Raw genomic sequence first — 20969 nt, 5'->3', positions numbered from 1 at the left:
CGTGGCCCCGAACGGGAGGACGACAATGACCACACTGGGAAAACTCGGCGCCGGGATGCTCGCACTTTGCCTCGCGGGGCCGGCGCTTGCCGACGATCACATGGTCTCTGATGAGGCTAAGGAGAAGATCGCCGAGAAGATGACCGCGATGCGCTGCGAGGTCGATCCCGATGACATCGAGATGACCGACGAGGGCGGCTACGACCTCGACGACGTGATCTGCGAGGGCACCGGCCAGTTTGACGTGGTGCTCGATGCGGAGCTCAACGAGGTCAGCCGGCGCGCGGAATAGCGCCCGGTCGCGGCAGACATCGCCCGGTCCCGTGCGCGGGGCGGGGTTTCAGGGAGGAGCACATGAAGACATTTCTGACCGCGCTGGCGCTGGGATGCGTGACCGCCCTTGGCGCCATGGCGCAGGAGCTGCCGGTGGTGCGGGCGGCGGTGCTCAAGATCGGCACCGTCAACTGGGAGCTGGCGACCATCGCCGAGCAGGGGCTGGACGAAAAGCACGGCTTCCGGCTCGAGGTCGTGCCCTACGCCGACAACGGCGCCACCCGCATCGCCGTCGAGGGCGGCGAGGCCGACATGGCGGTGGCCGACTGGATTTGGGTGGCGCGGCAGCGCGCCGACGGCAAGGATTATGTCGTGGTGCCCTATTCCCGCGCCGTGGGCGGCGTGGTGGTGCCCGAAGGGTCGCAGGCCGAGACGCTGCAGGACCTCGCGGGCGGCAAGATCGGCATCGCGGGCGGGCCGCTCGACAAGAGCTGGCTGATCCTGCGCGCCTATGCCCAGCAGGAATTCGGCATGGACCTGAAGGCCGAGACCGAGCAGGTCTTCGGCGCGCCGCCGCTGATCTTCAAGTCGGGCATCAGTGGCGATTATGCCGGTGCGATCAACTTCTGGCATTTCCTCGCCAAGATGAAGGCCGCCGGGATGCGCGAGCTGATCTCGGTCGAGACCGCGGCCGAGGCGCTGGGGCTCGACCCGGACGTGCCGCTGCTGGGCTACTACTTCAAGGGCGAGTTCCTCGACCAGAACGACGGGCTGGCGCAGGCCTTCTACGAGGCCAGCCGGGAGGCCAAGGCGATGCTGGCCGAGGACCCGGCGGCGTGGGAGGCGATCCGCCCGCAGATGAACGCGTCGAGCGAGGCCGAGTTCGAGCAGCTGCGCAGCGACTGGCTGGCCGGGGTGCCGGCGCGTGGCCCGGTGGACGGCGCGGCGGCGGGCAAGCTGCTGGCGCTGATGGCAGAGCTTGGCGGTACCGAGCTGGTGGGCAAGGCCCAGAGCCTCCCCGAAGGCCTCTTCGCGGAGGTCGAATGACGCCGGGGATGCAGAACGGGAGGGGTCGGCAGGCCCCGCCCGCGCTGTCGGTGCCGACCGACCGGGCGGCGATCCGCGTCGACATCCGCAGCAAGCGCTTCGGCGCCACCGAGGTGCTGCGCGGGGTGCATTTCTCGGTCGCGCGGGGCGAGACCGTGGCGCTGGTCGGGCCATCGGGCATCGGCAAGTCGACGGTCTTGCGCATTGTCGCCGGGCTTGACCGCGCCTTCGACGGCGGGGTGCATCGCCCTGACGACGTCGCGATGGTGTTTCAGGAACCGACGCTGCTGCCGTGGCGCAGCGCGCTGCAGAACCTGACGCTGGTGCATCCTGATCTCAGCGACAACGGCGCACGGGCGATGCTGGCGCGGGTCGGGCTGAAGGGCCGCGAGGAGGCGTTTCCGCGCAGCCTCTCGCTCGGCCAGCAGCGCCGGCTGGCGCTGGCGCGCGCCTTTGCCGGGGCGCCCGAGATGCTGATCATGGACGAGCCCTTCGTGTCTCTCGATGCCGAGCTGGCCGAGGCGATGCTCGGCCTCACCGAAGCGCTGATCGCCGAGCACCGCCCGGCGACCCTATTCGTCACCCACGCCAGAGACGAGGCCGACCGCCTTGCCAGCCGGGTGCTCGAGCTGCGCGGCACCCCCGCCACGCTCACCCCTCATCTGATCTGAAGAAGGAGATCCCCCGATGAAATTCCCGCTGCTTGCCGCCGCGTTCTCGCTGCTGGCGCTGCCCGCGACCGCCCATGATTTTGGTTTTGCCGGGGTGCTGTCGAACACCAACAAGGGCGAGATGCCCGGCATCCTGCTCTCGGTCGGCAAGCCGCTCACCGATGGGCCGATCGCGCTCAAGTCGGGCATGCTCTACGAGCTCGAGATCGAGGCCGACGGCACCGGCGAGCTGGCGCTGGAGGGCTCGGGCTTCTTCCGGGCGATCTGGGTCAACGAGGTGGTGGTGAACGGGCTCGAGATCCGGCCCTTCGGGCTCGAGAGCGTCGAGTTCGACGAGGCCGGCACGATGGAGATCGAGTTTCTCGCCATCAAGCCCGGGCGCTATTTCCTGCGCATCCCCGGCAGCACCGGCGAGAGCCAGCGGGTCGAGATCTCGATCCAGTAGGGCAGGGCTGCCGCTCCGGGCGGCGAAGGTAAGCAGTGAGAAAGGGCCGCGCAGCATCTGCCGCGCGGCCCTTGTTCTTTTCGGGTGAAGACCGCTCAGCTTTCGCCGCCGCTGTCCTTGCCCTCCGTGACGACGTGGAAGGGCTGGGTCGCACCGGATTTCGACTCGCCCAGATAGATGGTCTGGTGCGGGAAGGGGATCTCGATGTTGCGGGCGTCGAACACCTCTTTGAGCACACCGTTATAGGCCCGGCCAACCCCCCACTGGGTGCCCGGCACACACTTGATCCGCGCGCGCACCACCACGGCGCTGTCGCCGAAGGAATTGATGCCGAACCACTCCAGATCGCCCATGATGTTGGCCGCCTGTTCGGGATCGGCGCGCAGCTGCTCGAAGGCGTCGAGCATGGCCTGCTTCACCTCGTCGATGTTCTCGCGGTAGGCGACGCCCATGTCGCAGACGAAGTAGCCGAACTCGCGCATGAAGTTGGTCACCATGTCCACCGACGAGAACGGGATCAGGTGGTAGGCGCCGCTGACGTCGCGCAGGCTGACCGAGCGGATGGTCAGCTTCTCGACCACGCCGGTGGTGCTGCCGGCGGTGACCACGTCGCCCACGTTCATCGCGTTCTCGAACTGGATGAAGATGCCGGTGATGATGTCCTGCACCAGCTTCTGCGCACCGAAGCCGATGGCAAGGCCCAGCACCCCGGCCGAGGCCAGCAGCGGGGCGATGTCGAGACCGATCTCGGAGAGCACGAACATCAACGTGATGATGACCAGCGCGATGGTCGCGGCGTTGCGCAGGAGCGTCAGCAGCGTCTGCTCGCGCGAGGTCGCCACGGTGCCGTATTCCGGGTTCAGGCGGTAATCGACCCACGAGGTCATGCCGACCCAGATCGCGAAGGACACCAGCAGGACCGCCACGACCGAGAACACCGTCGCGGTGAACTCGCGTCCGAACTGGCCGGCCATCCACGCCCGCAGGTCGATGACGCTGATGGCGTTGAGGGCGAAGATCACCACGAGGGCGAAGATCACCAGCCGCAGCACGAAGAGCGCCTTCGGCACGAAGGTGTTCAGCCGCCGCTGCAGCGCCGGTAGGCGGGCGTTGACGGTGTCGGGAAGCTGCACGCCGTTGACCATGGTCCGGGTCATCACCCCCGCGACCGCCACACCGAGGATCGCGACCAGAAGCACCTGACCGGAGTTGATCAGCGACAGGAAGGCGGCGTCGCCGGGCTGGACCAGCACCAGCACCAGCATCACCAGCAGGTAGATCAGGGCCGGGATGTGCCAGTTCCGCGCCAGCACCTGCAGCCCGCCACGCTTCTTCTTGGGCGTTTCGGGCGTGCCCATCGGGAACTCTTCGCTGGCCGGGGTCTCGACCGGTTCGACCGGTTCGCCCTGTTCCTCGAGATGGGATTCGCGCACCATGTCGGCCTTGCTGCGGCCACCGCGCTCGAGCCAGTCGGCCACCGGGCGGCGGTTGCGCAGGACCATCCAGATCGCGAGGCCCACCACGATCACCGCGATCAGCGCCGAGACGGCGCGGCCCGCGGAGGCCGAGATGCTGGCGTTGAGGATCGGCACGATCAGCAACTGACCGTAGCCCACGATGCCGACCATGAAGTTGAGTCGCGACCCGAGGTATTTCGCAGAGCCGTCGGAGATCGGCAGCGGACGCAGGCTGCTCGAGGCCGGCGACACGATCAGGCGCACGCCCACCTTGGCCAGCTCGACCAGCAGGAAGGCGTTGAGGTAGAGCGTCTGGCGAATTCCGATCTCGCCGAAATTGCCAAGGAACAGCGTCGCGATGAGATAGCCGGCAGCCCAGGCGACGATCACGATCAGCGCGTCGATCAGGGCGGAGGCGATGAAGAGCAGCGTCGTGCGCAGGGCGCCGCTGGCCTCGGCCTTGGCGTCCATCCGGGCATAGAGCGATTTGCCCATCCAGCGCAGCGCGAGGAACACCGCCACCGTCACGACGATGATCAGGGCCAGTTGCTTTGCGGCTTCCAGAAGCACGCCGGCCTCGCCCCCGCTCAGGCCCTCGAAGACCATCGGGGCGCGGGTGATCTGGGTCCAGGCGGTCTCGAGACCCGAGGCGATGTCCTCCGCGGCCTCCTGGGTGATGAGCGCGATGCGCCGGCTGAACGACAGCGCCTCGGGCGGCGTGGCGCCATCGCCGGCGAGGGTCTCGACGATCTTGTCGTCGACCGGTTCCTCGGCCTCGCTCTGCGCGGCGCGGAGCTCGTCGATCAGCGCGGCGCGGCTGTCGTCGTTCTCGATCACGTCGAGCAGTAGCTCGAGATTGCTCGGGGCGGGCTCGGAGGCAGTGTCCTCCTGTGCCAGCGTCGGGGTCGGAAGGGCGGCGCTGAAAACAAGCGCCGCGAGGAACAGCATCGCTGCGATCCAGTGTTTGGGAAAGGTCATGTCAGCACGTTTCTTGGCGTTGTCGGTTTCGGACATGGCCCGCCTTCCTGGCGTCGCGGGCACGATGGGGTGCGATCTAGCCGATCCGAAGCTGAAAGCCAGCCCGGATTGTGCCTCGCGATCCCGGTATTGCAGCAATGTGCGGGGCTTTCGGGAGCCGCGTGTGCGCGTCGCGTGTCTTGCGGGAGGTGTGTTCTTCCGTCGCGGAGTCGGTGGTCGATCCGAGTGGACCCTGACACGCGGTTCCAGGCGGCGTCGGGCGTCGTTCTTCTCTACCGGCGCGCCGACAACCCGCTTGCATCGGGCGTGCGGAGAGCTATTGTCGAAACACTGCAAAATTTCCGAAAGGGAGGTAGATTTTGCAAGATATCGGGGAAGCCTTCCATCTGGCACTGACGTTGGTTCTGTCCGGCGACGCCGATCTCTTTGAGATCGTCGGCCTCTCGCTTCAGGTGAGTCTGAGCGCGACCCTGATCGCCTGCGCCATCGGCCTGCCGGTGGGCGCCCTGCTTGCGGTGAGCCGGTTTCGCGGCCGCGGCGCCGTGCTGGTGATGATCAACGCGCTGATGGGGCTGCCGCCGGTCGTCGTAGGTCTGCTGGTCTATCTTTACCTCTCGCGCTCGGGCCCTCTGGGCTTTCTCGGGCTGCTCTACACCCCCGGCGCGATGATCGTGGCGCAGACCATCTTGATCGTGCCGATCGTCGCGGCCCTGTCGCGGCAGGTGCTCGAGGATCTGCACGGCGAATATGCCGAGCAGTTCCGCTCGCTCTGCCTGAGCCGCTGGCAGAGCATCACCACGCTGCTCTGGGACGGGCGCTACGCGCTGATGACCGTGGGGCTCGCGGGGTTCGGTCGCGCCGCCGCCGAGGTCGGCGCGGTGATCATCGTGGGCGGCAATATCGACCATCTGACGCGGGTCATGACCACCGCCATCGCGCTCGAGACCTCGAAGGGCGACCTGCCGCTGGCGCTGGCGCTGGGGATCGTCCTGCTGGTGATCGCGCTCGGCGTGAACGCGGGCGTCCAGATGCTGCGCATGAGCGCTGCGAAACAAGCCAGTTACGGGGCCGCCGCAAATGTCTGACCTGCAGATCACCGATGCCGTCCGCCTCCCGCGCAGGCGCGCCGCCCGTGCGGCAGCCAGGCCGCTGCTGCCACTGAGCGTGTCGGGCCTGCGGCTCGACATCCCGCAGGGCGCGCTGCTGGACGGGCTCGACCTGACCCTGCCGCGCCACGGCTGCACCGTCATCATGGGGCCGAACGGCGCCGGCAAGAGCATCCTGCTGAAGCTGCTGCACGGGCTCCTTGCCCCGACCGCCGGCTCGGTGAGCTGGAACGGCCTGCCCGCGACCGCGGCCACCGCCCGTCAGGCGCTGGTGTTCCAGAAGCCGGTGCTGCTGCGGCGCTCGGTGGCGGCCAATCTCGATTTCGTGCTGAAGGCGCGCGGTGGCAACCGCGACCGCCGCGACGCGCTGCTCGCGGATGTCGGGCTTGCGCACAAGGCGCGCCAGCCCGCCCGGTCGCTCTCGGGCGGCGAGGCGCAGCGGCTGGCGCTGGCCCGCGCGCTTGCCACCGACCCGGAGGTGCTGTTTCTCGACGAACCCACCGCCAGCCTCGATCCGGCCTCGGTGCAGGTGATCGAGCGCATCGTGGGCGAGGCCTGTGCCCGTGGCACGCGCATCGTCTTTGTCACCCACGACATCGGGCAGGCGCGGCGCATCGCCGATGACGTCGTCTTCCTGCACCGTGGTCGCGTCGCCGAGCACAGCGCCGCGGCAGAGTTCTTCCCCGAGCCGCGCACGCTCGTGGCGCGGGACTATCTTGCCGGCCGGATCGTTCTCTGATCCTGCCGGCCCGCTTCCGATCCGTACCCCCAGAAGACAAAAGGGATTTTCCATGACTTTCGCCAGACTGATCGCCTCCACCGCCGCCTCGCTCACCCTCGCGGGGGCCGTGGCCGCGCAGGACACGTCGATCATCGTGCAATCGACCACCTCGACCGCCAACTCCGGCCTCTACGACTATCTGCTTCCGCTTTACACCGACGAAAGCGGCATCACCGTCAACGTGGTGGCCGTGGGCACCGGGCAGGCGATCAAGAACGCCGAGAACTGCGACGGCGACCTGCTGCTCGTGCACGCCAAGCCCTCGGAGGAGAAGTTCGTCGAGGCCGGCTACGGCACCGAGCGCACCGACCTGATGTACAACGACTTCGTCATCGTCGGCCCCGAGAGCGACCCGGCCGGCGTTGCCGGAATGACCGATGTGGAAGAGGCGCTTTCGAAGATCGCCGAGGCGGGGGCGCTGTTTGCCTCGCGCGGCGACGACAGCGGCACCCACAAGAAGGAAGTGGCACTGTGGGAGGCCGCCGGGGTCGATCTGGAGAGCGGCTCGGGCGAGTGGTACCGCGAGACCGGCTCCGGCATGGGCGCGACCCTGAACGCCGGCATCGGCATGGGCGCCTACGTGATGACCGACCGCGCCACCTGGATCAGCTTCCAGAACAAGCAGGATTACAGCGTCGAGGTCGAGGGCGACGAGGCGATGTTCAACCAGTACGGCGTGATCCCGGTGAACCCCGAGCACTGCCCCTCGGTCAAGATCGATGCCGCTCAGGATTTTGCCGACTGGCTGGTTTCCGAGGCAGGTCAGGAGGCGATCGCCGCCTATGAGGTCGACGGGCAGCAGCTGTTCTTTCCCAACGCCTCCGGGAACTGATAGGGTCGCGGGGGCGGCAAGGAGCCGCCCCCGATTGACGAGCCCATGACCGACCTGCAGACCCAGACCCACGAATATCTCACCGTCCGCGAACTGGCCGATCTGCTGCGCCTGAAGGAGCGCAAGGTCTATGACCTTGCCGCATCGGGCGAGGTGCCCTGTTCGCGCGCCACCGGAAAGCTGCTGTTTCCCGCAGCCGAGGTGCGCGCCTGGATCGCCGGCGCCCAGAACGGTGCGGCCTCGACCCCCCGTCCGGGCGTCTTTCTCGGCAGCCACGACCCTTTGCTCGACTGGGCCATCCGCCAGTCGCGCTGCGGGCTCGCCACGTTCTTCGACGGCTCGCTTGATGGTCTTGCCCGCTTTGGTGCGCGCGAAGGCGTGGCGACCGGGCTGCACGTGCGCGACACGGATAGCGCCTGGAACCTGCGCGCCGCGCGCAAGGTGGCCGAGGGGCAGAACGCGGTGCTGATCGCCTTCGCGGGGCGCCGCCGCGGGCTGGTGATGCAGGAGGACGGGCCGCAGGTCCGCGGCCTGGCCGATCTGGCCGGGCTGCGGCTGGCGCCCCGGCAGGAGGGCTCGGGCACCGCCGGGCTGCTGCGGGATCTGGCCTCGGAGGCCGGGCTGGATCTGGGGCGCGTCACGCTCACGGCGATGGAGCGCAGCGAGGACGAGGCGGTGCAGTCGGTGCGCCGGGGCGAGGCCGACGTGACCTTCGGGCTCGAGTCGGTGGCCCGCAGTTACGGCCTGAGCTTCGTGCCGGTCATCGAGGAGCGCTTCGACCTGCTGATCGACCGGCGCGCCTATTTCGAGCCTGCGATGCAGGGGCTGATCGCCTTCTGCCGCTCTGACGCGTTCGGCCAGCGGGCCGAGAGCCTCGGGGGGTACGACCTATCGCGGCTCGGCGAGGTGATCTGGAATGCCTGAGCGCCGTCAGGGCGGCGACAGCTCGTCCTGATCCCATTGCGCGATCTTGCGGTCGACGGTCTTGCGCGACACGCCAAGCCGCCGCGCCGCCTCGGCGCGGTTGCCGTCGCAGAGATCGAGCATGTGCAGGATGTGGCGCTGTACCACGAGGTCGAGATCCTCGATCGCCTGCGTGCCGGTGACCGAGCCTCCACCCGCGAACTCCTCCGGAAACCCGCCAAGGATCACCGAGCGCTCCGCGAGGTTGCGCAGCTCGCGCACGTTGCCGGGCCAGTCGTAGCGGCGCAGTTTCAGCAGGGTCTGCTCGTCCAGTTCGAGCGCGGGCATCCCCAGCGATTGCGAGAACTGCGTGGTGAAGAGCGCCGCCAGCTCGAGGATGTCGTCGGAGCGGTCGCGCAGGGGCGGCATCTCGACGGTGAGCACGTTGATGCGGTGGAAGAGGTCGGCGCGGAACTTGCCCTGCGCCACCAGCGCCTGAAGGTCGGCATTGGTGGCGAAGAGGAAGCGCAGGTTGAGCGGCAGCTCGCGCTCGGCCCCCACGGGGCGGATGCGCTGATCCTCGAGCACCCGCAGCAGCGCCGCCTGCAGCGCCTCGGGCATCTGCGCCACCTCGTCGAGGAACAGCGTGCCGCCGTCGGCGAGCAGCAGCAGGCCGGGGGTGAGGCGCTCGCCGCCCTCGATGCTGCCGAACAGCTCCTGCACCATGCGCTCGGTCGAGATCGCGGCGCAATTGACCGCCACGAAGGGCTTGTCGGCCCGGTCGGAGAGCTGGTGGAGATGCCGCGCCGCCAGTTCCTTGCCGGTGCCGCTGGCGCCGGTGAAGAGCACCGGGGTGGGCAGCGGCGCGAGCTTGGCCAGCATCGCGCGCACCGCCACCATGACCTCGGACTTGCCCAGGAGCTTGCCCTGAAACAGCCCGGTGCGCAGCTCGCGCCGGAGCAGCGTGTTGTCGCGCCGCAGGTTCTTGCGGTCGAGCGTGCGCGCCACGGCCCCGAGGATCTGGTTGGCGCGGAAGGGCTTGAGGACGAAATCGCTGACGCCGGCGCGCAGGGCGGCGATGGCGGTCTCGAGATCGGCATAGGCAGTGATCAGGATCGTGTCGCCGAAGAAGCCGCGGCGCTGCTGCTCGGCCAGCCACTCGAGCCCGGTGGTCTTGGGCATGACGTTGTCGAGGATCACGAGGTCGAAATGTGCGGCGTCGAGCTTCTCGGTCGCCTCGAGCGGGGAGGCGGCCTGCTCGACGCGCTGCACCCGGGGCGACAGCGTCTTGACCAGGAAGTTGCGCATACCGGGTTCGTCGTCGATCACGAGGATCGAGGCGCCGGCCAGCGCGGGGCCGTAATCGTCGCGTGAGAGATCCCTTGGCGTCACCGGACCGCCGCTCAGTCGAGCCGGACGTTCGGGCCGGAATAGACCTCGGCGGACGAGAAGCCGATCTCGTGCAGACCGAAATAGGCGACGATGCCGATGACGATGATGGCAACGAAGCCGGTGAACATGGCTTTCATGTAAGTCACTCTCCTGTGGTGGCCGGCGCGGTGGCGGCCTGTTTGAGATAGTCGATCAGGTCGGCGCGGTCATCCTCGCCGGCAATCACCTGCATGGGCATCTTGGAGCCGGGAATGTAATGGTCCGGGCCCTGATCGAAAAGTGCATCGATGGTGGTTTCGCTCCAGACGATGTCGGAGCCACCCAGCGTGTCGGAATAGCTGTAGCCCGGCACCGTGCCGGCGCGGCGGCCGAAGACGCCGTGCAGGCTCGGCCCCGCCTTGCGGGAGGGCCCGGGGGCGAGGGCGTGGCAGATCGAGCATTTGCGCATGAACTGCCGCTCGCCATTGGGCATGGTCTCGGCCTCGCGCAGGAAGGAGCGTGCGCCGCTGATGCCCGGCTCGAACTGGTCGAGCATGGCGACGGGCCACGCATAGGCCACGTCATCGAGCCCGCCGGCGTGGATCACGGTGCCATCCGGCGAGAAGGCGAGCGCCCAGACCGGCCCCTTGCGGGTGGCGCGGAAATCGCGGGCAATGTGCCAGTCGGTCGTGTCGACGATCATGATGAACCCTTCGCCATCGCCGACGGCAAGCTGGTGGCTCTCCGCATGATGCGCCAGTGCGAGGATCGGGCGGCGGTCGAGCGTCAGGTCGGCGATCTGTTCGCCGGTGGCAAGGTCGAGCACGCGGGTCCCGCCATCGACCGCGCCATAGGCGATCCAGCCATTGCCGAGAGCGAGCCGGTTAATGCCGAAGCCATGTTGCGCCAGCGGCACCGGCGCGCCTCCATCGAGGTCGTAGCGCAGCAGCGCGCCGTTCATGGTGGCGGCATAGAGCGTGTCGTTGTCGCCGAACGCCACCGCGTTGACGCCCGCGCCGGGGGCGGGCAGGGAGCGGCCCTCGCCGCCCGCAAGCGGCCAGAGCATGATCGAGCCGTCCCAGCTGCCGCTGGCCACCGACGCCCCGTCGGGGGCGACGGCAAGCGCCGTCACCTTGCCCTGATGCTGACCGAGCGTGCGGGCCTCGTCACCCCAGAGCCGCACGGCGAAATCGTCGCCGCCGGAGACGAGCTGCCCTTGCGCCCCGAAGGTCAGCGCCGTGACCGCCGCCGCGTGGCCCTCGAGCCAGCGCGGCGTGGTCCCGTTCCAGAGACCGACGGAATTGTCGAAGCTGCCCGTCGCGACCTGACCCGAGGGGGCCACGGCAATCGCCATGACCGGCCCGCCGTGACCCTTGAGGGTGCGGAACTCCGGCTCCGTCCCCTGCGCCGTCTCCTGTGCAAGGACAGGCGCGGCGCAGAGCATCAGCCCCAGAGCCAGGGCCAGCCGGCGCATGGCGCTCACTCCGCCGGGGTGGCCGACGATCTGGCCGCCTCGGCTTCGCGCTCCTTCACCTTGTCGTACCAGATCGAGTGGTGCTGGTGGGCCCAGTTCTCGTCGACCTGGCCGGAGCCCATGGCATCATAGGCGCCCTCCATACCGATCGTGCCGATATAGATGTGGCCGATGATCACCGCCATCATCAGGAAGGCGACGATGGCGTGCCAGAGCTGGGCGAACTGCATCTCTTCCTGCGGGGCGAGGGCCACCGGGAAGCTCTCCTGCCCGAACCAGCCCGGAACGCCCCAGTCGTTGAGGATCGAGAAGGTCTTTCCAAACAGCGGCAGGTCGTAGGGAAAGAGCAGCGACAGGCCCGAGACCGAGACCGAAACGCCGAGCACGATCACCGACCAGAAGATGATCTTCTGACCCGCGTTGAACTTCTTTGCCGGCGGGTGCTTGTCGCCGATGATGCCGCCGGCCTGCGCGAACCACGTTATGTCGGTGCGGTCGGGCAGGTTGTGCCAGACCCACATCACGAAGACCATGACCAGCGCGATCATGAAGGCCCAGCTGACGTTGTTGTGGATGAATTTCGACCCGGTGAGCAGCACCGAGTTGAACTCATGCCCGAAGGCCGGGATCAGGAACTTGCGGCCGAACAGCGTCACCAGCCCGGTCAGGCCCAGAAGGATGAACGAGCCCGCCAGCACCCAGTGGGCGAAGCGCTCGATCCACTTGAAGCGCAGCACGGTGGACCCGGTCTTGCCGCCGTCGATCTTGATGCGACCGCGCAGCAGGAAGAACACCGCCAGGATCGCGATGGTGCCAAGCAGCAGCCAGCCGCCATAGGTGCGCAGGGGGCCTTCGCGGAATTCGAGCCACCACATGCCGCCGTCTTGGATCAGCACCTTGCCGTTGGGGTCGAGCGTGGTGACGGTCGGGTCGACCTCGTTGTAGCGCATGGCGCGCCAGAGGTCGGGGTCGGAGGCCCCGCCGAGCGGGCCGAGTTCCGGCGCCGCGGGCGGCTCACCGCCGATGTTCTCGCGGCGGAACGAGTCATCCACCTCGATCCCGGCCTGCCGCCGCATGATGTCTTCGAGCGTCTGTGCGCCGCCGGTGGCGGAGCGGTCGGGCTCGGGGGGCACAAGGGTCTCCTGTGCCGCCACGCCCATCGGGGCGGCGGTCATCAGGACCAGTGCGATAAGGGCCAACAGATGGCGCAGCATGGTCATCTCCAATGTCGGTCACGGAGGATCCGCGCGGAACGGCGGCCATCGCCGCCCCGCGCGTCTCGTTCAGGCGATGGCGGGCCCGAAGGCCCGCCGGTCGTCCGGCCTCAGTTGGCCTTTTCGTCGTAGGCGGTGCCCCAGCCCCAGGCGCCGGAGCCGAAGCCCCGTGCGACCACGCGTTCGCGGTAGATCGACGACACTTCGTCGCCGTCGCCCGCCAGCAGGGCCTTGGTCGAGCACATCTCGGCGCAGATCGGCAGTTTGCCTTCCGCGATCCGGTTGCGCCCGTACTTCTGGAACTCGGCGGCGGAGTTGTTCTCTTCCGGGCCACCGGCGCAGAAGGTGCACTTGTCCATTTTGCCGCGCGAACCGAAGTTGCCCGCCTGCGGATACTGCGGCGCGCCGAAGGGGCACGCGTAGAAGCAGTAGCCGCAACCGATGCACAGGTCCTTGGAGTGCAGCACCACACCGTCTTCGGTCTGGTAGAAGCAGTCGACAGGACAGACGGCCATGCAGGGCGCGTCCGAGCAGTGCATGCAGGCGACCGAGATCGAGCGTTCGCCCGGCTGGCCGTCCTGAATGGTCACCACCCGTCGGCGGTTGATGCCCCACGGCACCTCGTGCTCGTTCTTGCACGCGGTGACGCAGGCGTTGCACTCGATGCAGCGTTCGGCATCGCAGAGGAATTTAGCTCGTGCCATGTCTCGCTCTCCTTACGCCGGCATGATCTTGCAGAGGGTGGCTTTGGTCTCCTGCATCTGGGTGACGGAGTCGTAGCCATAGGTCTGCGCAGTGTTGGTGGATTCGCCCAGCACGATCGGGTCTGCCCCGTCGGGGTATTTCGATCGCTGGTCGACACCTTCGAAGTGGCCGCCGAAGTGGAACGGCATGAAGGCAACGCCCTCGCCCACCCGCGGGGTGACCATGGCCATGACCTTGACCTTGCCGCCCTCGGGGCCTTCGACCCAGACATCCGCCCCGTCGCGCACGCCGATGTTGTTGGCGTCACGCGGGTTGATCTCGACGAACATGTTCTGCTGAAGCTCGGCGAGCCACGGGTTCGACCGGGTCTCGTCGCCGCCACCCTCGTATTCGACCAGACGGCCGGAGGTGAGGATGATCGGGTAGTCCTTCGAGAAGTCGTTCTTCTGGATCGACGCGTACATGGTCGGCACCCGCCAGAAGGTTTTGTCTTCGTAGGTCGGGTAGTCCTCCACGAGATCGCGGCGGTTGGTGTAGAGCGGCTCGCGGTGCACCGGGACCGGGTCCGGGAAGGTCCAGACCACGCAGCGGGCCTTGGCGTTGCCGTAGGGGGCGCAGCCATGCTTGATCGCCACGCGCTGGATGCCGCCGGAAAGGTCGGTCTTCCAGTTCACGCCACCGATCGCCTCGGTGAAGTCCGAGGGGTACGGGCCGGTCTGCGATTGCTCGCCGAGGTCCGTGTCGGTCTCGGGACGGGCGTCGATGTAGCCGGCAACCCATTCAATCATGCGCCGCTCGTAGGCCGTGAGATCGCCGTCCCAGCCCAGATCGATGAGCATCTGCATGGTGAACTCGGGATAGCCGTCCTCGATCTCGGAACCGACGGTGTAGGAGCCCTCGGCGAGAAGGTTCTCGCCATTGCGCTCGACGCCGTAGCGGGCCCGGAACGGCAGGCCGCCCTGCGCCACCGGAAGCGAGATGTCATAGAGGTTGGCAGAGCCCGGGTGCTTCATGTCTGCGGTGCCCCAGCAGGGCCACGGCATCCCGTAGAAGTCCCCGTCCGCCGGCCCACCGTTGGCGCGCAGCGTGGTGCGGTCGAAGGTGTGCTGGTTCTCCATGTGCATCTTGAGCCGTTCCGGCGACTGGCCGGTATAGCCGACGGTCCACATGCCCTTGTTGAACTCGCGGGTCAGATCCTCGATCAGCGGCTCCTCGCCATTCACCTCGATGTTGCGGAACAGGCGATCCGCAAAGCCGAACTTGGTGGCGAACTTGTGCATGATGATGTGATCGGGAAGCGACTCGAAGAGCGGCTCGACCACCTTCTCGCGCCACTGCAGCGACCGGTTCGACGCCGTCACCGAGCCGTAGGTCTCGAACTGGGTCGAGGCCGGCAGAAGGTAGGTGTTGTCGGTCCGGTCGTGCAGGATCGCCGAGACGGTGGGGTAGGGGTCGACCACGACCAGCAGGTCGAGCTTCTCCATCGCCGTTTTCATTTCCTTCAGGCGGGTCTGCGAGTTCGGGGCGTGGCCCCAGAACACCATCGCGCGGGTGTTGTCGGGCTGTTCGAGGTTGTCCTTGGCCTCGAGCACGCCGTCGATCCAGCGCGACACGGGGATGCCGGTCAGACCCATCATCTCCTTGTCCTTGCCGTCCTTGCCTTTCAGCATGGCAAAGCGGGACTTGAGCCAGTCGAGGTCTTCACCCCAGACGCGCGCCCAGTGTGCCCATGCACCCGCGGTCAGGCCGTAATAGCCCGGCAGCGTGTCGGCGAGCACGCCGAGGTCGGTCGCGCCCTGCACGTTGTCATGGCCGCGGAAGATGTTGGTGCCGCCGCCGGCGGTGCCCATGTTGCCAAGCGCAAGCTGCAGGATGCAGTAGGCGCGGGTGTTGTTGTTGCCGTTGGTGTGCTGGGTGCCGCCCATGCACCAGATCACGGTGCCCGGACGGTTGTTGGCCAGCGTCCGCGCCACGCGCTCGAGCTGGCTGCCCGGCACGCCGGTGACGCGCTCGACCTCGTCGGGCGTCCAGTTGGCGATCTCGGTGCGGATCTCGTCCATGCCCCAGACGCGGCTGCGGATGAAGTCGCGATCTTCCCAGCCGTTTTCGAAGATGTGCCACAGCAGGCCCCAGACCAGCGCCACGTCCGAGCCCGGACGGAAGCGGACGTACTCGTCCGCGTGGGCGGCGGTGCGGGTGAAGCGCGGATCGCAAACGATCAGCGGCGCGTTGTTCTGCTCCTTGGCCTTCAGCACGTGCTGCAGCGACACCGGGTGCGCCTCGGCGGGGTTGCCGCCGATGATGAAGATCGCACGGCTGTTGTGGATGTCGTTGTAGGAGTTGGTCATGGCGCCGTAGCCCCATGTGTTGGCAACCCCGGCCACGGTGGTCGAGTGGCAGATCCGGGCCTGGTGATCCACGTTGTTCGTGCCCCAGTAGGCGGCGAACTTGCGGAACAGGTAGGCCTGCTCATTCGAGTGCTTGGCCGAGCCCAGCCAGTACACCGAGTCCGGGCCCGAGCTGTCGCGGATCGACAGCATCTGGTCGCCGATCTCGTTGATGGCCTGTTCCCACGAGATGCGCTGCCATTCGCCGCCCACCTTCTTCATGGGGTACTTCAGGCGGCGCTCGCCATGCGCGTGCTCGCGCACCGAGGCGCCCTTGGCGCAGTGTGCGCCGAGGTTGAACGGGCTGTCCCAGCCGGGCTCCTGCCCGATCCAGACGCCGCCCTGAACCTCTGCCTCGACGGTACAGCCGACCGAGCAGTGGGTGCAGACGGATTTGACCCGCTTCACGTCGCCGGTGGCCGCGGTCGCGGCAGTGGCCTGGGTCACGGTACCGCCGGTCGCGGCCACAGCCGCAAGCCCGCCGATCGCCAGACCCGAGCCGCGCAGGAAGGCGCGGCGGTCAACCGAGGCGTTGGACACCTCGGAAAGGATACTTGTCCGCTGGGGGCGTCGCGCAACCCCGTTGGTCTTTTTCCTCAACATGTTTCTCACTCCCCTTGCGTGCTCGGCCCCCGCATGGTGCCTCGCTTGCTTGGCGTTAAATGTGCCTTGGACAGTCGGGCGTCACGCAACCAGTCGTCCTTGGCGGGAAAGCCGGCGTCCGGTCAGAACCGGGCGGCGGCGTAGTAGGCGCGGGTATGCGCGGTGTCCTGGATCTTGGACGATGCCAGGTCGGGCTCGGCGGCCTCGGCCTCGGTGCCGCCGGTGGTGGCGACGGCAACCGCCGCAAGCGGCGCACCGGTCGAGGCCAGTTTCAGGAAGTCGCGGCGGCTCTTGGCCGCATCGTCTTTCCGCGTCATTGAGAGACCTCCTCTCTCTTGGTTGTGGCGGTCGCCCGCCGGGGTGCGGATCACTCCGCGCTCATCCGGAACGCCTCGGACTCGATCTCCATGAAGGCCCGGCCGAGACGTCCGACCGGGGCATAGAAGACCGAGTTCTTGGCGCCCTCGAGATCCGAAAAGAAATGCGCGGCCCAAGGGCCGATATGCTTGTTGAAGAACGTCTTCTGCTGGCCCAGCGTCGCGGGCACCCCGAAGCGGCCGACGATCATCGCGCCCATCATCTCCATCAGGGAGGCGATGTTGTCCTCGGGTTCGAACACGTTCTCGGCACGGGCGAGGCCGCGCGCCGTCATGTCCTGACGCAGCTGCGCCAGCGGCTTCTCGTTGAGAAAGCCGGTCAGGTAGTAGGACGCGTAGGGCAGCAGCTCGCCCCGGCCGAGGCCGATGAACAGGCGGTTGTACTCGCTCTCGACCGCGGCGGGCTTGGAGATCTTCGCCACCTTGGCGAGCGTGGTCACCGCCTCGCCCACCGGGCTGGCGTCGCCGCTGAGGCCGGCGCACTGGTCGATCAGGCCCTGATCGGCGGGCCGCGACAGGATCAGGCCGAGGAAGTTGTAGAGATCGGCACGCAGCCGATCCTCTTCGGCGATCCTGTGGGCCGGTTTCGCATCTGTGGTCAGGTCGGGGGCTGCACTCATGGTGGTCGGGTCCGTCATCAGCTGGCCTCGAAGTGGAAGCGCATGCGGCGGGCGGTGGCCGGGAGCACGCTATCTTCCTCTTCGGGAGGGGTGTCGATTTGGGCGATCTCGGGCGCCGCGGTCTCGGCGGCAGGCACCTCGAGCGGCGGGATCTCGGGCTGCGCCTCGCGGGTGGGGCCCAGCGTTTCGGGCGCGCGCAGCGAGGTGGTCTCGGCGGCAAGCACCGCGGCTTCTTCGGGCGAGGGCTCTGCCGCCTCGTCCGCGGCTGCCCCCTTGGCGACGTACTCGAGATGCGCCAGCAGGCCCTTGCCGACCTGATAGGTCGTCTTGAAGTCCGCCGCCGGGGTGACGAAGGTGAAGTCGGTGTCGTAATCGTTCAGACCGTCGAGGCAGGCCAGCACCGGGTTCGAGCGCCACAGCGTCCGCAGGGCGCGGTTCTTCAGCCGCCGGGGCAGTTGCGACCTGAGGAACTTCTGCACCATCTCGCCGTCGGTGACGTCTTCGGGCAGTGGCAGGCCGGCCTCGGCGAGCAGCTCCTCGTCGCTGCGCTCGGCGAGCTGGGCTTCCTGCTCGGCGCGCTGCGTCTCGAGCCGGGCATCGGCCTCGGCCTTCTGCTCGGCCTCGACGGCGGCCTTCCTGCGGGACCAAAAATCTCTCATTGCAGCCGCCCCCGTTTCAGCGAGGGCGAGGCGTAGATGTCGGCCGGCTTGACGATGCGCGGATCGCCGATCCCGTCCTGCGCGCCGTCGACCTTGGCGTTCTTGCGGCGGCGCTTGACGAATTCCTCGTCCTCGTGGTGACGCTCGACGAAATCGCCGACCCAGGCCAGAAGGCCTTGCGGCATCGGCACCTTCTCGACCACGTCCTCACCGCTGTCGCAGTAATCCTGCGCCTCGTAGGGTGACGCGGTGACGAGGACGATCTCGAACGGGTGCTCTCCGATGATCTTGCGCATCACGACATAGATGCTGGGCTCGCGGGCGGTGATGCCGTGCAGGTAGGCCTCGGTCTCGGCGCGGTAGAGCTCCAGCGAAAGGGTCGCGGCGTGGTACTCGACCGCCTCGCCTTCGCGGCGCAGCTCGCGCCAGTTGGCCTCGCCGGCGCCCGGCAGCACGGCGACCGCCCGCCAAGCGTACTTCGCCCAGCGAGTGACCCCGGGCGTGCGGCGCAGCACGACACCCACGGGCATGTATTGGTCATTACTCGGGTACGCAGTCACGATGAACCTTCTTCTCCTCCGTCCTGATTGAAGCACGTGGCGTGCCTCGCGAAAGGGGCAATCGGTGCACGGCGGTATTCTTTGTTCGTTCCGGGACAATTTGGGCAGGTGGGGCAGGGGTGGTCGGCGTGCAGGGACAGACTGTCCAATCCGAGTGTTTTTCTTGGGAAAGGTGCCGCGGCGCAGCATCCGAATCACCCTTGCGAGGCAGCCGCCCGGCCGCGCAGCGTTGGCGGAATTCCGCGCGGGGATTTGAGTTGAGCCGCGCGGCGAATCGAGGGTAGCTAACGGGCGAACCGCGCGATGAGGGGCCGGAAAACGCCGCGCCCATCAGGAAGGACATGATGACCAAGACCTTGATAACATGCGATTGCTTGGGCTCCCAGTCGATCGACGCCAAGGCGTTGTCCGAGGCCACGGGATTCGAGGTGACCCCCCCTTGCAAGGCGCTCTGCACCACCCAGATCGAGCTTGCGGCAAAGGGGTTGACGCAAGGTAATGTCGTGCTCTGCTGCACCCAGGAGTCCCGCACCTTCGAGGCGCTTGCCGCGGAACTCGAGCTCGAGCCCGCGCCGCTCCTCGACCTGCGCGACCGGGCCGGGTGGAGCGCAGACGAGGCGTCCAAACTACCCAAAATGTCCGCATTGGCGGCGGAGGCGATGCTACCCGCGGCGCCGGAGAAATCGCTCGACGTGATCTCGGAGGGTCTGTGCCTGATCCTCGGCGCGCCGGGTGTGGCGCTCGAGGCGGCGGCGCAGCTCGCGCCGCATCTGGGCGTCACGGTGCTGCTAGAAAGCGTCGACGACCTGCCCGATACCCGCGCCTATGACGTGGTGACGGGGCGGCTGCGCAAAGCGCAGGGCGCGCTCGGCCAGTTCCGCGTGACCATCGACGCGCTGCGCATGATCGAGCCGGGCGGGCGCGGCAGCTTTACCCTGACCGAGCCGCGCGACGGCGGCCTCTCGGAGTGCGACGTGATCCTCGATCTGCGCCGCGACGCGCCGCTGTTCCCGGCCCATGAGAAGCGCGAAGGCTACCTGCGCGCCGATCCGGGCCGCCCGCAGGCGGTGGCCGCGGCGGTGATGGCGGCCTCGCATCTCGTGGGCACCTTTGAAAAGCCGCTCTACGTGCGCACCGAGCCGCTGCTCTGCGCCCATAGCCGGGCCGGGCAGGTCGGCTGCACCGCCTGCCTCGATCTCTGCCCGACCGGCGCGATCTCGCCCGATGGCGAGCACGTGAGCGTCGATCCGATGATCTGCGCCGGGTGTGGCGCCTGTTCCTCGGCCTGTCCCTCGGGCGCGATCAGCTACGACGCGCCGCCGGTGGACCTGACCTTCCGCCGGGTGCAGACGCTGGCCAAGACCTATCTCGAGGCCGGAGGGACCGCGCCGCGCCTTCTGGTGCACGACGCCCACGGGGCCGAGATGGTCCGGCTGTCGGCCCGCCACGGCGACGGGCTGCCGGCGGACGTGATCCCGTTCGAGATCCGCGCCATCGGCGCCTTCGGCCATGCCGAGACGGTCGCGGCGCTTGCCGCGGGCTTCGCCTCGGTGACGCTGCTGCCCGGACCGGGCGCCGATCTGCCGGCGCTCGAGACGCAGGTGGCGCTCTCGAACGCGATCAGCGGCGGGGGCAAGGTCAGGCTGCTCGACACGCCCGACCCCGACGCCATGTCGGCGGCGCTTTACGGCGAAGAGACCCCCGCGCCGGTCGCCACGCCGGTGCGCCCGCTGGGCACAAGGCGCCAGATCACCCGGCAGGCGGCGCGCGCCCTGCATCCCGAGGCCGAAAGCCTCGCGCTGCCCGAAGGCGCGCCCTACGGTGCGGTGCTGGTGGATCAGGACGCCTGCACGCTGTGCCTGTCCTGCGTCTCGCTCTGCCCCTCGGGCGCGCTTGGCGACAACCCGGATCTGCCGCAGCTGCGCTTCCAGGAGGATGCCTGCCTGCAATGCGGGCTCTGCGCCAATGTCTGCCCCGAGGACGCCATCGCCTACGAGCCGCGGCTGCTGCTCACCGACGAGGCCTTCGACCAGAAGGTGCTCAACGAGGAAGAGCCCTTCGCCTGCGTCGAGTGCGGCACGCTCTTCGGGGTGAAATCGACCATTGACCGGATCACCGAAAAGCTTCAGGCCCATCCGATGTTCGACGGCGACAAGCTGCGGATGATCCAGATGTGTGACGACTGTCGCGTCAACGCGCAGTATCATTCCCACAACAACCCCTTCGCGGTGGGCGAGCCGCGGCGTCCGCGCACCACGGACGATTATCTCAGCAAGCGGCGCGACCACTGAGTGCGCCACAACGGGAGGCCGATATGAGCGACGATTTCAACATGTCCATGCGCAAGTTCCTCAAGCAGGTGGGCGTCACCTCGCAGCAGGCCATCGAAGAGGCCATGCGCGAGCAGGACACTGCCGGCAAGACCTTCAAGGTGAAGGCGGTGGTGACCATCGAAGAGCTTGGTCTGACCCACGAGGTCGACGGCGAGATCAAGGGACAGGAGTAA

21 protein-coding genes are annotated in these 20969 nt (G+C 67.8%); 10 read left to right on the top strand and 11 right to left on the bottom strand.

The window, feature by feature from the left end:
- Positions 1-25 precede the first annotated feature (25 nt).
- The 4 genes from LCM15_RS17325 (at position 26) to LCM15_RS17310 (ending at position 2436) form a co-directional block, all read left to right on the top strand.
- Positions 26-292 (top strand): PepSY domain-containing protein, encoded by a 267-nt coding sequence (locus tag LCM15_RS17325; protein ID WP_224858608.1) that lies wholly within the window; start codon positions 26-28, stop codon positions 290-292.
- A gap of 62 nt (positions 293-354) precedes the next feature.
- Positions 355-1320 carry an ABC transporter substrate-binding protein gene (locus LCM15_RS17320; protein WP_224858607.1) on the top strand — a complete coding sequence of 322 codons (966 nt, stop codon included), beginning with the start codon at positions 355-357 and terminating at the stop codon, positions 1318-1320.
- Between the two features lie 8 nt (positions 1321-1328).
- Positions 1329-1991 carry an ABC transporter ATP-binding protein gene (locus LCM15_RS17315; protein ID WP_224858606.1) on the top strand — a complete coding sequence of 221 codons (663 nt, stop codon included), beginning with the start codon at positions 1329-1331 and terminating at the stop codon, positions 1989-1991.
- Between the two features lie 16 nt (positions 1992-2007).
- A complete protein-coding gene (locus LCM15_RS17310; RefSeq protein WP_224858605.1) occupies positions 2008-2436 on the top strand; it encodes a hypothetical protein in 429 nt (142 codons plus the stop codon).
- Between the two features lie 95 nt (positions 2437-2531).
- Here LCM15_RS17310 and LCM15_RS17305 read toward each other — a convergent pair whose 3' ends face one another.
- Positions 2532-4907 (bottom strand): mechanosensitive ion channel domain-containing protein, encoded by a 2376-nt coding sequence (locus LCM15_RS17305; RefSeq protein ID WP_224858604.1) that lies wholly within the window; start codon positions 4905-4907, stop codon positions 2532-2534.
- A 323-nt stretch (positions 4908-5230) separates the two neighbouring features.
- On the opposite strand from LCM15_RS17305, the gene LCM15_RS17300 reads away from it, so the two are divergent.
- Genes LCM15_RS17300 through LCM15_RS17285 form a run of 4 tightly spaced genes read left to right on the top strand, consistent with a single transcriptional unit; the run spans position 5231 to position 8514 of the window.
- Complete coding sequence (locus tag LCM15_RS17300; protein ID WP_224858603.1) at positions 5231-5956, top strand: ABC transporter permease; 726 nt, start codon at positions 5231-5233, stop codon at positions 5954-5956.
- The gene (locus LCM15_RS17295; protein WP_224858601.1) at positions 5949-6716 is read left to right on the top strand and encodes an ATP-binding cassette domain-containing protein; all 768 of its coding nucleotides are present in this window, start codon (positions 5949-5951) and stop codon (positions 6714-6716) included. Before LCM15_RS17300 ends, LCM15_RS17295 begins: the two co-directional genes overlap by 8 nt.
- Positions 6717-6768: 52 nt before the next feature.
- Entirely contained in the window at positions 6769-7590 is an 822-nt protein-coding gene (locus tag LCM15_RS17290) for a substrate-binding domain-containing protein (RefSeq protein ID WP_224858599.1), read from the top strand.
- A gap of 45 nt (positions 7591-7635) precedes the next feature.
- Complete coding sequence (locus tag LCM15_RS17285; RefSeq protein WP_224858597.1) at positions 7636-8514, top strand: helix-turn-helix transcriptional regulator; 879 nt, start codon at positions 7636-7638, stop codon at positions 8512-8514.
- 6 nt (positions 8515-8520) lie between these two features.
- On the opposite strand, the gene LCM15_RS17280 is transcribed toward LCM15_RS17285, so the two are convergent.
- The 10 genes from LCM15_RS17280 to LCM15_RS17240 form a co-directional block, all read right to left on the bottom strand.
- Positions 8521-9885 carry a sigma-54-dependent transcriptional regulator gene (locus tag LCM15_RS17280; RefSeq protein ID WP_224858595.1) on the bottom strand — a complete coding sequence of 455 codons (1365 nt, stop codon included), beginning with the start codon at positions 9883-9885 and terminating at the stop codon, positions 8521-8523.
- 11 nt (positions 9886-9896) lie between these two features.
- Entirely contained in the window at positions 9897-10022 is a 126-nt protein-coding gene (locus tag LCM15_RS22795; protein WP_263619685.1) for a hypothetical protein, read from the bottom strand.
- A gap of 5 nt (positions 10023-10027) precedes the next feature.
- Positions 10028-11338: a c-type cytochrome gene (locus LCM15_RS17275; RefSeq protein WP_224858593.1), complete on the bottom strand. Its 1311-nt coding sequence runs from the start codon at positions 11336-11338 to the stop codon at positions 10028-10030.
- 5 nt (positions 11339-11343) lie between these two features.
- A complete protein-coding gene (locus tag LCM15_RS17270; protein ID WP_224858591.1) occupies positions 11344-12552 on the bottom strand; it encodes a formate dehydrogenase subunit gamma in 1209 nt (402 codons plus the stop codon).
- A 110-nt stretch (positions 12553-12662) separates the two neighbouring features.
- Positions 12663-13256 (bottom strand): formate dehydrogenase FDH3 subunit beta, encoded by a 594-nt coding sequence (gene fdh3B / locus LCM15_RS17265; RefSeq protein ID WP_224858589.1) that lies wholly within the window; start codon positions 13254-13256, stop codon positions 12663-12665.
- A gap of 12 nt (positions 13257-13268) precedes the next feature.
- A complete protein-coding gene (locus LCM15_RS17260; RefSeq protein ID WP_224858586.1) occupies positions 13269-16247 on the bottom strand; it encodes a formate dehydrogenase subunit alpha in 2979 nt (992 codons plus the stop codon).
- A 122-nt stretch (positions 16248-16369) separates the two neighbouring features.
- Positions 16370-16564 (bottom strand): twin-arginine translocation pathway signal protein, encoded by a 195-nt coding sequence (locus LCM15_RS17255; protein ID WP_224858585.1) that lies wholly within the window; start codon positions 16562-16564, stop codon positions 16370-16372.
- A gap of 50 nt (positions 16565-16614) precedes the next feature.
- Complete coding sequence (locus LCM15_RS17250; RefSeq protein WP_224858584.1) at positions 16615-17244, bottom strand: molecular chaperone; 630 nt, start codon at positions 17242-17244, stop codon at positions 16615-16617.
- A gap of 17 nt (positions 17245-17261) precedes the next feature.
- Positions 17262-17903, bottom strand: a complete 642-nt coding sequence (locus tag LCM15_RS17245) for a DUF3306 domain-containing protein (protein ID WP_224858583.1) — start codon at positions 17901-17903, stop codon at positions 17262-17264.
- Complete coding sequence (locus LCM15_RS17240) at positions 17900-18433, bottom strand: DUF3305 domain-containing protein (protein ID WP_224858582.1); 534 nt, start codon at positions 18431-18433, stop codon at positions 17900-17902. The genes LCM15_RS17245 and LCM15_RS17240 overlap by 4 nt, the downstream gene beginning before the upstream one ends.
- 374 nt (positions 18434-18807) lie before the next feature.
- Here LCM15_RS17240 and LCM15_RS17235 point away from each other — a divergent pair, with 374 nt between their 5' ends.
- Positions 18808-20754, top strand: coding sequence for a 4Fe-4S binding protein (locus tag LCM15_RS17235; protein ID WP_224858581.1), 1947 nt, complete (start codon positions 18808-18810; stop codon positions 20752-20754).
- 23 nt (positions 20755-20777) lie between these two features.
- A complete protein-coding gene (locus LCM15_RS17230; RefSeq protein WP_007802728.1) occupies positions 20778-20969 on the top strand; it encodes a DUF6494 family protein in 192 nt (63 codons plus the stop codon).

The sequence above is a fragment of the Salipiger bermudensis genome, assembly GCF_020171625.1.
GTDB lineage: Bacteria > Pseudomonadota > Alphaproteobacteria > Rhodobacterales > Rhodobacteraceae > Salipiger > Salipiger bermudensis_B.
The sequence above is the reverse complement of the archived record's forward strand: the minus strand, read 5'-3'. Positions and strand labels throughout refer to the sequence as shown.

Bases quoted from the DNA above. Each gene is read 5' to 3' on its own strand.
- LCM15_RS17275 (WP_224858593.1), bottom strand. From the start codon at position 11,338: ATGCGCCGGCTGGCCCTGGCTCTGGGGCTGATGCTCTGCGCCGCGCCT.
- LCM15_RS17290 (WP_224858599.1), top strand. From the start codon at position 6,769: ATGACTTTCGCCAGACTGATCGCCTCCACCGCCGCCTCGCTCACCCTC.
- LCM15_RS17315 (WP_224858606.1), top strand. From the start codon at position 1,329: ATGCAGAACGGGAGGGGTCGGCAGGCCCCGCCCGCGCTGTCGGTGCCG.
- LCM15_RS17295 (WP_224858601.1), top strand. From the start codon at position 5,949: ATGTCTGACCTGCAGATCACCGATGCCGTCCGCCTCCCGCGCAGGCGC.
- LCM15_RS17240 (WP_224858582.1), bottom strand. From the start codon at position 18,433: ATGCCCGTGGGTGTCGTGCTGCGCCGCACGCCCGGGGTCACTCGCTGG.
- LCM15_RS17245 (WP_224858583.1), bottom strand. From the start codon at position 17,903: ATGAGAGATTTTTGGTCCCGCAGGAAGGCCGCCGTCGAGGCCGAGCAG.
- LCM15_RS17305 (WP_224858604.1), bottom strand. From the start codon at position 4,907: ATGTCCGAAACCGACAACGCCAAGAAACGTGCTGACATGACCTTTCCC.
- LCM15_RS22795 (WP_263619685.1), bottom strand. From the start codon at position 10,022: ATGAAAGCCATGTTCACCGGCTTCGTTGCCATCATCGTCATCGGCATC.
- LCM15_RS17325 (WP_224858608.1), top strand. From the start codon at position 26: ATGACCACACTGGGAAAACTCGGCGCCGGGATGCTCGCACTTTGCCTC.
- LCM15_RS17255 (WP_224858585.1), bottom strand. From the start codon at position 16,564: ATGACGCGGAAAGACGATGCGGCCAAGAGCCGCCGCGACTTCCTGAAA.
- LCM15_RS17310 (WP_224858605.1), top strand. From the start codon at position 2,008: ATGAAATTCCCGCTGCTTGCCGCCGCGTTCTCGCTGCTGGCGCTGCCC.
- LCM15_RS17235 (WP_224858581.1), top strand. From the start codon at position 18,808: ATGACCAAGACCTTGATAACATGCGATTGCTTGGGCTCCCAGTCGATC.
- LCM15_RS17285 (WP_224858597.1), top strand. From the start codon at position 7,636: ATGACCGACCTGCAGACCCAGACCCACGAATATCTCACCGTCCGCGAA.
- LCM15_RS17260 (WP_224858586.1), bottom strand. From the start codon at position 16,247: ATGTTGAGGAAAAAGACCAACGGGGTTGCGCGACGCCCCCAGCGGACA.
- LCM15_RS17270 (WP_224858591.1), bottom strand. From the start codon at position 12,552: ATGCTGCGCCATCTGTTGGCCCTTATCGCACTGGTCCTGATGACCGCC.
- fdh3B (WP_224858589.1), bottom strand. From the start codon at position 13,256: ATGGCACGAGCTAAATTCCTCTGCGATGCCGAACGCTGCATCGAGTGC.
- LCM15_RS17250 (WP_224858584.1), bottom strand. From the start codon at position 17,244: ATGAGTGCAGCCCCCGACCTGACCACAGATGCGAAACCGGCCCACAGG.
- LCM15_RS17230 (WP_007802728.1), top strand. From the start codon at position 20,778: ATGAGCGACGATTTCAACATGTCCATGCGCAAGTTCCTCAAGCAGGTG.
- LCM15_RS17320 (WP_224858607.1), top strand. From the start codon at position 355: ATGAAGACATTTCTGACCGCGCTGGCGCTGGGATGCGTGACCGCCCTT.